This is a genomic window from Pseudescherichia sp. (assembly GCF_031998825.1).
In the GTDB taxonomy this organism is placed as follows: domain Bacteria; phylum Pseudomonadota; class Gammaproteobacteria; order Enterobacterales; family Enterobacteriaceae; genus Pseudescherichia.
This window is the reverse complement of the sequence record NZ_DAMACX010000015.1, coordinates 48588-61060: the sequence shown is the minus strand read 5'-3', so window position 1 is coordinate 61060 and position 12473 is coordinate 48588. Positions and strand designations below refer to the sequence as shown.

The following is a 12473-nucleotide window of genomic DNA, read 5'->3' as shown; positions in this document are numbered from 1 at the left end:
CCTCCGGCTGGCCGAGGATCCAGGTGACGTAGTACATCATTGCCCCGCCGCGCACGCAGACCGCGAGGATATTTAACAGCGTCAGGAAGCCGACGATGCGCCACTGGTCGTTGTTCCAGATATCGCGCAGATCTTCCCGCATTGGCGTGGTGCTCGGCGGCACCTGGATGCGCTCGCGGGTGGTAAAGAAGCAGAAGGCAAGCATCAAGAACGCCACCACCGAGAGCACTGCAATACCGCCCTGGAAGCCCAGCGCCTTATTCTCGCCGCCGATGAGATGTACCAGCGGCATCATCAGCACCGTGGAGAGCATGCCGCCCGCGGTCGCCAGCACGAAGCGCCAGGACTGGAGCGAGATACGCTGAGTTGGGTCGTTGGTGATCACCCCGCCGAGCGCGCAGTAGGGAATATTAACCACGGTGTAGAGGAGCGTCAGCAGCGTATAGGTGACGGCGGCGTAGACCAGCTTGCCGTTGTGGCTGAGGTCCGGCGTGGTGTAGGCCAGCACGCAGACGAGGCCGAAGGGAATGGCGCCGAATAAGATCCACGGGCGGAACTTGCCCCAGCGGCTGCGGGTACGGTCGGCAATCAGGCCCATGCAAGGGTCGGAGATGGCGTCCAACGCGCGCGCCAGCAGGAACATGGTACCGACAAAGCCAGCAGGGATACCAAAGATGTCGGTGTAGAAAAACATCATGTACAGCATGACGTTATCAAAGATGATATGGCTGGCGGCGTCGCCCATGCCGTAGCCAATCTTCTCCTTTACAGAAATAATCTGACTCTGCATTTTTCTTATCCTTCAGGTAAGGAAACGTTCTGAGACCGGTTGCAGTCGTTGTAAACCATCCCTCTCAACGCGGGTATTCCGTTTTTTGGTTATCAGATTACGATTCTTGTTTTCTGTGATCGCGGTAGGCTAAAAAGGCGGATTCGATTGTAACTTGTGGAAACTATAGGGTTTTTAATCAAAGCGGCGGGTGGCAACGAAACGGGATAGTGAAAAAAGCGCTAATAGATGTGTGTAAAGGCACGAAAGTAGCTATAATGCGCCCGCCTCCATGTAGCAATGCAGGCGCGGAAGATCGTCGTCTCCGGTGAGGCGGCTGGACTTCAAATCCAGTTGGGACCGCCAGCGGCCCCGGGCAGGTTCGACTCCTGTGATCTTCCGCCAGTTTGCTTCTTTTGAACTGCTCTCTTCCAAATAAAACCTCTTGCAATATCTGCACTTACTATCAATTACTTTCTCTGACAGTAGACCTTGTTATCAGATCGGATAAGTATCGCTCCCGGCCTAAAAGTCGAGTTCAAAACGTTACTTAATGCAATGAGCGATAAGTGCTGTCGCAGCAGGGTTCATCCGAAATCTCTGGCATACTACGCAGATTGATACGTGCTTAGAGAAGCTAACGTGGAGGGTCTATGGCGGATGAAAACTTAATGCAATCACCAGCAGGCGAATTTCTGATGTTCACCAGTGGTGATGGCAAAGTACGCATCGAGTGTCGTTTCGAAAGCGATACGCTGTGGCTCTCCCAGGCAATGATTTGCGAACTTTATGGCAAAGCTAAGGCAACCATAAGCGGTCACATAAAGAACATCTTCGAAGATGGTGAACTTGATGGGAATTCAGTTGTTCGGTTTTACCGAACAACTGCCGCTGATGGAAAAAACTATCAGGTTCAGTACCTTAGCTTACCGCTTATTCTTGCCGTAGGTTATCGAGTACGCTCCATCAGAGGCACTCAGTTCCGCCAGTGGGCAACCCAGACGCTGCAGGAATATCTGGTTAAAGGGTTCGTTATGGACGATGAGCGGTTGAAAACCCCGCCCGTTGGTTCATCCGTTGTGCCTGACTATTTTGATGAGATGCTGGAGCGCATCCGCGATATTCGCGCCAGCGAACGGCGGGTTTATCTGCGGGTGCGAGAGATCTTTGCGTTAGCCGCCGACTATCAGCCGTCCCTGAAAGAGACCACACAGTTTTTCCAAACCATCCAGAACAAACTGCATTTCTCCTGCACCGGTCACACTGCCGCAGAACTCATCCACAAACGCGCTGACGCCAATAAACCGCATATGGGCTTAACCAATTACAAAGGCGACGAGGTACGTAAGTGTGATGTGACGGTAGCTAAAAACTACCTTAACCAGGATGAGGTCAGTGAACTTAACCGCGTAGTTAACATGTGGCTGGATTTTGCCGAAGATCAGGCCCGTCGTCGTAAGCAGATATTTCTTCATGACTGGCAAGACAAGCTGGATCAATTCCTGCAATTTAACGATCGCGATGTTCTACAAGGCGCAGGTAAAATCAGCAAGAAAGTGGCCGATGAAAAAGCACAGGCAGAATATAGTCAGTTTGCCGAGCAACAACGGTGCTTAAAAGAAGCTGAAGGTGAGAAAGATATCGCTGCGTTGCTTCAATGGGAAAAAGAGGCCAAAAGTTAACCTTTAACGATAACCAAGTCTTTAAAATATATTATGCCGCTGTGCTATTGAAAGCACAGCGGTTACTTCAGGATCACCGAAACACCCTTTCCCCAATCTTTTTAATCACCCCATCGCTCACCTTCATCTCGGCATTCGTCTGGGTGATGTAGATCGCCATATAGACAGGCTTTTCCCCCGTGGGATACACAGCGGCAATAATAGCCCTTGAGCCGTAGCCGCCTGCGCCAGTCTTATCCGCGATGGTCCAGCCTTTGGGCAGAGCGGCGCGCAGCAGGTTGTCGGCAACCTTATCCTCCCGCATCCAACCTTCCAGCACCGTTCGATGCGACGGGGTTAGCAGCGGCGTTGCCAGCAGCTTATGCACCCCTGCTGCCATACTTTCTGGCGTTGAGGTGTCGCGCTCATCTCCTGGCGTGGCTTCGTTGAGTGTGGGTTCGGTGCGATCCAGCCGGGTGATGGTATCGCCGCTCTCACGCATAAAGCGCGTCACCGCTTCGGGGCCGCCGAGGTAAGTCAAAATGCTGTTGCCTGCCGTATTATCGCTATAGCTCACCGCCGCCGCGCACAGGGTTTGCAGGGTAATGGTCGCCGGGGCAACGTAGTTTTTGGTGATCGGAGAGTAGCTCAGCAACTCGTCAGGCTTAATGGTGACGGTCTCATCCAGCGAGCCAGAGGTCTTATGCAGACGATCGAGCAGCGCGGCGCAGGCGAGAACCTTAAACGTGCTGGTTAAGGGGAAACGTTCATTCTGACGGTAGCCAAAAATCGGCTGACCCTCGGCGTTGACGATGGCCATGCCAATCTTACCCGGCAGGCGCGTCTCCTCCTGCTTCAGGAAGGCCTGTAGCCCGTTGGTATTGATTGCCTGAGCCTGCTGGCACAAGGCGCAAAGAAGAAACAGTACCCCGCCGATAGTGCGTTTCACATCAGAATTCCTTTTCGCCACCCGTTATGTCATGACATTAGCATACTTCGCCTCACGTTACGGTAGCGCGACGGCGGGATCTGATAGCTGAAACCACGAGCATTCTTTTAGCTATATACAACCTATATAGAAAATATCACGCCAGTGCTATATACTTTTTATATAGTCATAAGAGAGAGGTAAATCATGGCTCCTGGTTCTGCAACTAACGCCATTGCGACCGCTAAACGCCGTTCACGTAACGTTAAAAGCAAAGCGGAAACCCGCGCACCCGCTGCGCCGAAGAAGTTTCTTTTCCAGCTGCGCGCGCGTGACAACGAGTACGGCGTAAGCGAAGAAACCTTCACCCGCCTTATGGAAGCGCTGGAGCTTAACCAGACTGAGTTAGTCCATAAGGCGTTGCGCTACCTGGCGCACGACGTTTTACCGGCTTATGAACTGGATAACGGCCCGCTGACTGACAAACAGCACGCTGCCATCAACCGACTGTCTGGTATGGAAATCACAGACGAAGACCTGGATTCGCCATTATTTAAATAAGCAGGAAGCATATGGCTCATAACTTTAATCCTTTACCAGCAGCTGGCGACATCCTCTGGTGTAAATTCCCGCATGATGAGGACTTAGGCAACCCGGGGCCGTACCCACGCCCTGGGCTTGTTCTGAACGTGTTTGCCGACCTTCATGCAGTGCTTATCACCTATGGGACGTCTCAGATCGGTAAAATTTATGATGGTGAGTTTGTCATTGATGATCAACTTGATACGGCTGGGCTTGGCGTTCCAACTAAGTTCGACCTGAACAGGCTGCAAAAACTGCCTTTTAACGATGTATGGTTTCATTCATCGCCCGGCGTCACGGTCACGATCCCGTTACCAAAAATGGGTATCATCCCGCCGACGTTTATGCCCGTCATGCGCGCTGCCTGGATGAAACGCCCTGCTAAAAAATAGCTGCTAACCTGGATTAGCGAATAGCCTGCCACAACTCGCCACGCCTCACGTTACGGTAGCGAGACGGTGGGAGCTGATAGCGCTTTGAAAAGACACGGGTAAACGACTGCTGAGAGTCAAAACCGTATTTGCAGGAGATGGTAATGATGCTCTCTTCGGTCTCGACTAAATCCTTTGCCGCCTGACTGAGCTTTTTCTCGCGAATATATTGCGCCAGACTAATGTGCATCACCTGGGAAAAAACCCGCTGAAGATGCCATTTAGAATAACCCGCACGGGCGGCGACATCTTCAATTCTCAGCGGCTTATGCAAGTTATGCTCTATCCAGCTGGCAATATCTTCAATGATATTTTCTGTTTTTACCATAAATTAACGCTCCGGTTAAGTTGCCAGCGGATAAGGGTATTAATTGTGCGCATGGCTCAGCGGTATATTTCCGCAACGCCATGCATCCGGTTGTCACCGGAGGTCGAGATAATTTTATAGGAGGTCGCGCCTTTCTCACTGGCCTCATGAGATAATGCCTCAGACAGATCGTCCAGAGAGTAGGCATTGCTGGCGGAGACAACGCCTATTTTCTCTTTACCCGTTGAATCTACAACCGGTTCAGCGGCAATGGCTGCGTTATATGAACCAAACCCCATCAGCAATGCTGCGAGCATTAATTTTTTCATAGCGATAGCCTCGTTAAAAATAAATGTTCATCGATAATGAGATACTGCCCTCAGGTATGAATATAGGCGGTGCGCCTGTCGGAAAACTGACGGTTATCTGACATCCCTGTCAGAATAGCGAGGCTTTACTTAACTTTATTTAACTATGATAATTTGACAGAAATAATTATCGAAAGCTCTATTAACTATCAGCGGCCTACGCGGGCCTGATGCGCAGCAGAGTAGCGCTCGCCGACTATTTTAACCGTCTCAAGCACCTGATTAATTTTCTGCAAATCGTTTTGCGAAAGAATAATCTCTGCTGCGCCCAGGTTCTCCTCCAGACGGTGCAGCTTGGTGGTGCCGGGAATCGGTGCAATCCACGGCTTTTGTGCCAGCAGCCATGCCAGGGCGATCTGCGCAGGGGTTACGCCCTTCTCCGTAGCCAGCGCGGTCAGCAGATCGACCAGCTTTCCATTGGCCGCCAGCGCCTCAGCAGCAAAACGTGGCACGCTGCGGCGGAAGTCATCCTCGCCAAAGGTTGTATTCGCCTTAATCGCGCCCGTTAAGAAGCCTTTGCCCAGCGGGCTGAACGGCACAAAGCCAATGCCTAGTTCTTCCAACAGCGGCAAAATCTCCTGCTCTGGCTCGCGCCACCACAAGGAATATTCACTTTGCAGCGCGGTCACCGGCTGCACCGCATGGGCACGGCGAATCGTCTGCGCGCCCGCTTCGGACAGGCCAAAGTGCTTAACCTTGCCCTCGGCAATCAGATCCTTTACCGTTCCGGCAACGTCTTCGATAGGCACTTCAGGATCGACACGGTGCTGATAGAGCAGATCGATAATGTCAGTTTTCAACCTGCGCAGCGAACCCTCTACCGCTTCACGGATATGCTCTGGACGGCTGTTTAAAATCTGCTGCTTATTGTCATCGCCAAAGGTAAAGCCAAACTTGGTGGCGATAACAACCCGATCGCGAAACGGCTTTAAAGCCTCCCCGACTACCTCTTCGTTCAGATAAGGACCGTAGACTTCAGCGGTATCGAAAAAGGTTACGCCACGCTCAACGGCAGAGCGGATTAACTCTATCGCCTGGCGAGTATTGGTTGCCGGACCGTAGCCGTGGCTTAGACCCATACAGCCCAGGCCCAGAGACGACACTTCAAGCCCGGATTGTCCAAGATAACGTTTTTGCATTACGTCGTACCTCATCGGTTTATCGTTAAACATTTGCTGGTGGGATCGCGTAAGGAGAGAATTACTTGACGTTATCCCCCTGCTGATGTGCCAAAAGCATAACGCAGAGGGATTTATCTGATTAGAGCCGAGATCTGCTTGAGCTAATTAGTCTGGCTCATTAATGCTGCTCCAGCGCTCTTTCAACGCGCGCGGCAGCATCGGCATCGCCGTTGTCACGTAGCCCTTGGGCGAGCTGACGCAGCTGTCCGCTGCTCAGGCCTACCCGCTGGCTGGCTTTGACGTGGGCCAGTAGCTGAGACTCCACGCCCGGCATAGCGGCTAACGCGCCGACGGTCGCCAGCTCGCGGCTCTGCCAGTCCAGGTTGTCGCGGGCAAAGATATCGCCGAAGAGGTGGGTTTGCAGGAACTGGTTGATGACCGGGGCAAAATCAAACAGCGGGCCCTGCACCGGCGCGCCGGATATAGTGGTTTGGTTGGCCGTGCCTACGCGTCGAAGCTCGTCGCCAACGGGTACGGCCGCGGCAGGCTCTTTCCCCTGCGCGTCGTTGATGCCGCGTGCTTTACGTGCCTCGACCACCTTCATTAGCTCCCCCAGCGCGTTGAGGCTGCGGGGAAAGCCAGTGTAGGCATAGAGCTGAACAAGGATCTCTTTGCTCTCGTTTACCGTCAGGCCAGCATCCAGCCCCTGGTTAAGGGCGGCGTTGAGTTTCCCCATATTGCCGACTGCCATAGACGCCGCAATCAGAGGAATGGCCTGCTGGCGGGCAGTGAGCGTATCGGCGGTGGTGTGTTGTTCCTGCATTTCTGATGCTCCTGAAGTTACGGGGGCGGCAGCCGAAGCCTGATTCGCGCTGAACATCAGCAAGGCCGCTGCCGCAAGGGTTTTAACGTGCGTGGTATTGTTCATCCGTCACCTTCTCCATCCAGTCAGCCGCTTTACCCTCTACCATCCCGGTTAACGCGAGATGCGTCATAGCGCTATCCGGCGCAGCACCGTGCCAGTGTTTAACCCCCGGCGGACACAGCACGACATCACCGGTTTTTATCACCCGCACCGGCTGCCCCTCCTGCTGCGTCAGCCCCGTACCGGAGGTGACAACCAGCCGCTGCCCTGCCGGATGGGTATGCCAGGCCGAGCGCGCGCCGGGTTCAAAGGTGACATATGCGCCCGATACGCCGATGTCCCTATCCGCTGCAAACAGCGGTTCGACGCGGACCTGACCGGTGAAATTCTCCGCCGGGCCGGGAACCGCTTTCTGGCTGCCAGCGGGTGCGATATGAACCAGAGCATTCTGCTGCTGGGCAGTAGACGAGAAGGCGACAAGAGGCAGTAACAGTCCGAGACAGCTGAGTTTTTTCATCATGCAGTGCATCCTTTTGGGTGAAAAGTCACTGTGATTCTGGCAAAGGGACAATGTCGTCAGGCTGACGAGCGCCTGACAATCTTGTCAGTTAATGCCTCCAGCGCCCTCTCCGGCGTGGCCTCTGTGGACGGGGCCTTTTCCTGGTAAGGATCATCGGTAGCGACTGCAAACGTCAGGCCGAAGGTGTTTACTCCGCCTTCACTACAGGCGAAGGCTTCCCCCCGATGCATGATGGCCACCGCGCGGACAATCGCCAGGCCCAGGCCGTGGTGGGTATCGCTTTTGGCACGAGAAGAGTCCACCCGGTAGAAGCGTTCGAACAGACGCTCTAAATGCTCCGGCGCGATAGGATCGCCGGGGTTAGAGACGGCGACGCAGGCCTGCTTTTCGCTTTCGCTTAACCTGACGATCACCGTGCTCTGGAGCGGAGAGTGTCTTGCGCCGTTCTCCAGAAGATTTGCCAGCGAGCGATGGAACAGCCGCCGATCAATGTGGGCGATGACATCACCGTCAACGTGCAGTGAGAGCTGCTTTTCAGCGAAGGAGGGCTCAACGTACTCGGCTGTTTTTAGCGTCTCCTCGCGCAGGGAAACCTGGGTCAGCTGAGAAGCGTGCTCGCCCGCGTGAGCGTGGGAGAGGAACAGCATGTCATTCACGATAGAGGTCATCCGCTCCAGCTCCTCAAGATTAGAGCCGAGCAGCTCCTCAAGCTCCTCCAGCGAACGTCTACGGGATAGCCCAAGTTGGGTCTGGCCGATCAGATTGGTAAGCGGCGTGCGCAGCTCATGGGCTACGTCGGCGTTAAAGCTCTCAAGCTGTCGCCAGGCCACTTCCTGACGCTCCAGTACCCCATTGAAGGATGACGCCAGCTGCCGCAGCTCCTCCGGCAGCGCCTCTGCATCCAGCCGCTGGCCGTGATCGCCCGGTGCCAGGTGCTGAGCCTGATCGCTGAGCGCGCCCACCGGACGCAAACCCACCCTTGCCACAGCGAAGCCCAGCAGCGCCACAATCGGTACCCCCAGAACGATGATGATAATCAGCGTGCGGGTGAACGCCTCCAGCGTGCCCATGTAGGGAGTCGAGTCGATGGCTACCACATAGCGCAGATCGGGACGCTCGCCTCTGGCGGGAATAGTTTTCACCAGCACGAACAGCGAGCAGGCGTCGCCAGTTGCGCCCGGCACCTGATTAACGCCTTCCTTCAGCGAGGCCCAGCTCACGCCTACCGGTGGCGCGCCGCCCAGGCTAAAACGCGTATCGTTGCTGACGATCCAGTAGCGGACTCGCTCACCCTCCGAGCTGGCCAGATCGGTAAACTTATTCGCCAGTACTGGCCAACTCTCCGCCGACGTGCGGGACGCAATCCAGGGTCGCATCAGGGATTCACGAAAAAGCAGCTCGTTGTGCATCTGTTTTTGCAGAGACTCATGCAGCGAGCTTCTCAGCACAATGCCAAATACCGCCACAATGAGTAAGGCACTCATGGCGAACATCAGCGCCAGATGGCTGGAGATAGCGCGTTTAAACATACTTTTTACCCTCGCTTAAGGAGGAAATCAGGAGCGGATCTCAAGGACATAGCCCATCCCGCGCACGGTATGCAGCAGCTTGACCTCAAATGGCATATCGATCTTGGCGCGCAGGCGCTTAATCGCGACCTCGACGACGTTAGCGTCGCTGTCGAAATTCATATCCCACACCTGTTCGGCAATCATCATTTTTGACAGGATCTCCCCCTGGTGACGGGCCAGCAGGCTGAGCAGGGAGAACTCTTTTGCGGTAAGCTCCAGCCGGACCCCGGCGCGAAATACCCGACGGGCCAGCAGATCGAGATGCAGGTCGTGAATGTGGATCTGGGTAATATCCACGCCCTCCGTTGAACGGCGGCGCACCAGCGCCTGAATGCGGGCCACCAGCTCAATCAATGAAAAAGGTTTGGGGAGATAGTCATCCGCGCCAAGACGCAGCCCTTTCACGCGCTCATCAACCGAGCCGCGCGCCGAGAGCATCAGCACCGGCGTCTGCTTACTGGCCCGTAGCCCCTCCAGCACCCGGTAGCCATCCATTCCGGGCAGCATGACGTCAAGGATGATGGCGTCATAGTCATACTCCAGGGCGTAGTGCAGGCCCTCGGCACCGTTGGCGGAGACATCGACGGTAAAGCCCGACTCTCCCAGCGCGCGGCTGAGGTAGGTCGATGTCTTCTCTTCATCTTCAACCAGCAGCAGTCGCATACGCAGTGCCCTTTTTTGTTTTGCCGGTGCGCGGCATGATGAGCCATCTTACGTCAGCGCGACCAACGGCTGGCTGACAGCCTCCTGACATTTCTGTCAGAAATGTTAGCGGATCCCACTCGTTTGAAAATGGCGCAAAGAAGCATGACCTTATGAATAACGTTCATGAGTTACTCAGGATGTTCTTATGATCTACCTACAAAGTGTGACCACGATCACATACCAAAACACCTTCGGCACAACTTGCCACCTAAATTGAGTTAGATCACGAAAAATAGTGAAACAGCAGTTCATCATTATTTAAAAATGTGAGCCAGATAACACATAACAGCCCAAAACCGGGCAATAACCGTTTCCGACGTTCTGCGTAGCGCCGCTTTCCTCTCTATCTCTATTCGATTCTTTACCTGCTGCCTTGCAGCGGTCGGCCAGTCTATTGCATTAAAAAAGGGGTATGTATGCGCAAAACAGGTCATATGCGCTGGTTTATGGTTTCGCTGGTGACGCTCGGTACCATTCTTTGCTATCTAACCAGAAACACCATCTCGGCGGCGGCACCAACGCTGCAAACCGATCTGCACATCACCACGCAGCAGTACTCCTGGATTATTGCTACCTTCTCCGCCTGCTACACCATCGCTCAGCCGATAGCGGGCTATATCCTCGATTCGCTCGGGACCAAAATGGGCTATACCATCTTCGGCCTGCTGTGGGGCGTGTTCTGCATTGGCGCGTCGTTCTCTACCAGCTGGACAGGCCTGGCGTTTTTCCGCGGGCTCGGCGGCTTTGCCGAAAGCGCAATGATCCCCGCCGGGCTGAAGGCGGTGACCGAGTGGTTCCCGGATCGGGAGCGCTCCGTGGCAGTGGGATATTTCAACGTCGGCTCCTCTATCGGTGCGGTAATTGCGCCCCCGTTAGTGGCCTGGGCGATCTTTATGCGCGACTGGCGGCTGGCCTTTATCATCGTCGGCGTCTCCAGCGTGCTGTGGGCAGCGGGCTGGTACTTCACCTATAACCGCCCGGCAAAGGCCAAGTCCCTCTCCAAAGAGGAGTATCTCTACATCACCGGCGGGCAGCCGGAGAAGGAGCATGTAGAGAAAGTGCGGATTGGTCGCCTGCTAAAGCAGCGTAAGTTCTGGGGCATCGCGCTTCCACGCTTTCTGGCCGAACCGGCATGGGGCACCTTCAACGCCTGGATCCCGCTGTTTATGGTGCATACCTACGGCTTTAGCCTGAAAGATATCGCCATGTTTGCCTGGATCCCGATGCTGTTTGCCGACGTGGGCTGCATTGTGGGCGGCTACCTGCCGGGAATATTCCAGAAACTGTTCGGCGTTAACATCATCGTTTCCCGCAAGCTGGTGGTGACTATGGGAGCAGCGCTGATGATCCTGCCCGGCATGGTGGGGCTGTTCGGCAGCCCGATGGTGGCGATTGGCCTGCTGTGCGTCGGCGGGTTTGCCCACCAGTCCCTCTCCGGGGCACTAATCACCCTCTCCTCCGATATGTTTGACTCCGGTGAGGTAGCAACCGCCAACGGCTTTACCGGCATGGCGGCGTGGACGGCAAGCACCCTGTTTGCGCTGGTGGTGGGCGCGTTGGCCGATACCGTCGGTTTTAGCCCGCTGTTCGCCGTGCTCTCCGGCTTCGACGTGGTCGGCGCCATTCTGCTGTGGATGCTGCTTAAAACCCCGGTTGAGACCCTGATTACGCAAGAAACGTTCTGACTAAAAATGCGCCACCGGCAACCGCAGGTGGTGCGTCTCAAAAACCATTTAATTAGTGTACATTCCCATTCGTTGCTATAAGTATCGTTGTTCGTTATTACATCGACAAAGGATGACAAGATGGCCCGAGTGGACGTTGCTATTGCTGATGCGAAACAGTGGCAGGGTATCGATGCAGATGTTTTGCATATCATACTGGAAGGGACCTATCGCTCATTTGTAGACATGATGGGTTATGAACTTGATAAAGATATTGTTGTTACGAACGATTTAAACAGTACGACGCCAATGATTTTCTTTCCGCTGAATACGCGGGAAGAGCAGGAGCGTTACTGTATTACCCTGAAGGTCGAAGATACGCGCGACTGGGGAGAGATTGTTTATCAGCTTTCCCATGAGATCTGCCACGCCTACTGTAATTTTTATAAAGCGAAGGCCACCAAACACAAATGGTTTGAAGAGGCTATTTGTGAAGCCGGTGCCTTCAGCAATTTAAATAATATTTATCAGATTTGGCACGACCTCCCCTTTGCAAGGCACCCGGCGCTGGAGACGTTTCGTCAGGAGATACGCAACTGCCTTGAAAAACTGCTGGAGGACGTACCACAGGGTATTACCACCGGCGATATTCTGGAATTTATTAACGTCAACCTGCCGGTATTTGAAATAAAGAGCATCACTAAAATCTGGGACCGCGATAGCCACATTAAATTGCGCGCGATTTCCTGCTATTTATGCGAGCAACTGTTTTATGTCGATAGCCGCTACTGGCGCTCGGTGCTGCATTTTAATGAGTGGGATGCCACCACCGATAAAAATTTTGTCAGCTTTATCAATAGCTGGGCGAAGCACGGCGGCGATGATGTGCGTCCCGTCGCCGCCTCGTTGGGGATCCTGCTGATATAGCTCCGTTAACGCTCGCCACATCGTACATACCTGGCAACATCCCTGCCTGGCGCC

14 protein-coding genes and 1 tRNA gene are annotated in these 12473 nt (G+C 54.3%); 6 read left to right on the top strand and 9 right to left on the bottom strand.

Annotation, left to right across the window (positions count from 1 at the left end):
- Positions 1-790 (bottom strand): glycoside-pentoside-hexuronide (GPH):cation symporter (locus RTP97_RS09435; protein ID WP_312412931.1); only part of this gene is annotated, 790 nt, incomplete at its 3' end.
- 289 nt (positions 791-1079) lie between these two features.
- Between RTP97_RS09435 and RTP97_RS09430 the strand changes: the two genes are divergently transcribed.
- Positions 1080-1174 (top strand) — tRNA-Sec (locus tag RTP97_RS09430).
- A 248-nt stretch (positions 1175-1422) separates the two neighbouring features.
- Positions 1423-2451, top strand: a complete 1029-nt coding sequence (locus tag RTP97_RS09425) for a RhuM family protein (RefSeq protein WP_312412928.1) — start codon at positions 1423-1425, stop codon at positions 2449-2451.
- A gap of 73 nt (positions 2452-2524) precedes the next feature.
- On the opposite strand, the gene bla is transcribed toward RTP97_RS09425, so the two are convergent.
- A complete protein-coding gene (gene bla, locus RTP97_RS09420; protein WP_312412925.1) occupies positions 2525-3379 on the bottom strand; it encodes a class A beta-lactamase in 855 nt (284 codons plus the stop codon).
- Between the two features lie 186 nt (positions 3380-3565).
- Between bla and RTP97_RS09415 the strand changes: the two genes are divergently transcribed.
- Together RTP97_RS09415 and RTP97_RS09410 are read left to right on the top strand one after the other, a co-directional pair.
- Positions 3566-3919 (top strand): hypothetical protein, encoded by a 354-nt coding sequence (locus RTP97_RS09415; protein WP_312228193.1) that lies wholly within the window; start codon positions 3566-3568, stop codon positions 3917-3919.
- An 11-nt stretch (positions 3920-3930) separates the two neighbouring features.
- On the top strand, positions 3931-4332 hold the full coding sequence (locus RTP97_RS09410) for a hypothetical protein (RefSeq protein ID WP_312412923.1): 402 nt from the start codon (positions 3931-3933) through the stop codon (positions 4330-4332).
- A 13-nt stretch (positions 4333-4345) separates the two neighbouring features.
- Here the strand turns inward: RTP97_RS09410 and RTP97_RS09405 are convergent, their stop codons facing one another.
- The 7 genes from RTP97_RS09405 to RTP97_RS09375 form a co-directional block, all read right to left on the bottom strand.
- Positions 4346-4699, bottom strand: coding sequence for a helix-turn-helix domain-containing protein (locus RTP97_RS09405; RefSeq protein WP_312412920.1), 354 nt, complete (start codon positions 4697-4699; stop codon positions 4346-4348).
- Between the two features lie 56 nt (positions 4700-4755).
- On the bottom strand, positions 4756-5007 hold the full coding sequence (locus RTP97_RS09400; protein ID WP_312211689.1) for a DUF1471 domain-containing protein: 252 nt from the start codon (positions 5005-5007) through the stop codon (positions 4756-4758).
- A 188-nt stretch (positions 5008-5195) separates the two neighbouring features.
- Positions 5196-6185, bottom strand: a complete 990-nt coding sequence (locus RTP97_RS09395) for an aldo/keto reductase (RefSeq protein WP_312412919.1) — start codon at positions 6183-6185, stop codon at positions 5196-5198.
- Between the two features lie 160 nt (positions 6186-6345).
- Complete coding sequence (locus tag RTP97_RS09390) at positions 6346-7095, bottom strand: carboxymuconolactone decarboxylase family protein (RefSeq protein WP_312412918.1); 750 nt, start codon at positions 7093-7095, stop codon at positions 6346-6348.
- Positions 7073-7552, bottom strand: a complete 480-nt coding sequence (locus RTP97_RS09385) for a cupin domain-containing protein (RefSeq protein ID WP_312412917.1) — start codon at positions 7550-7552, stop codon at positions 7073-7075. Before RTP97_RS09385 ends, RTP97_RS09390 begins: the two co-directional genes overlap by 23 nt.
- Before the next feature lie 56 nt (positions 7553-7608).
- Complete coding sequence (locus RTP97_RS09380; RefSeq protein ID WP_312412916.1) at positions 7609-9081, bottom strand: heavy metal sensor histidine kinase; 1473 nt, start codon at positions 9079-9081, stop codon at positions 7609-7611.
- A 27-nt stretch (positions 9082-9108) separates the two neighbouring features.
- Positions 9109-9786, bottom strand: coding sequence for a heavy metal response regulator transcription factor (locus RTP97_RS09375; protein ID WP_312412914.1), 678 nt, complete (start codon positions 9784-9786; stop codon positions 9109-9111).
- A gap of 458 nt (positions 9787-10244) precedes the next feature.
- Here RTP97_RS09375 and RTP97_RS09370 point away from each other — a divergent pair, with 458 nt between their 5' ends.
- Both RTP97_RS09370 and RTP97_RS09365 read left to right on the top strand, forming a co-directional pair.
- Positions 10245-11513 (top strand): MFS transporter, encoded by a 1269-nt coding sequence (locus RTP97_RS09370; RefSeq protein ID WP_312412912.1) that lies wholly within the window; start codon positions 10245-10247, stop codon positions 11511-11513.
- A 120-nt stretch (positions 11514-11633) separates the two neighbouring features.
- Positions 11634-12419 (top strand): hypothetical protein, encoded by a 786-nt coding sequence (locus RTP97_RS09365; protein WP_312412910.1) that lies wholly within the window; start codon positions 11634-11636, stop codon positions 12417-12419.
- The last annotated feature ends 54 nt before the right edge of the window (positions 12420-12473 follow it).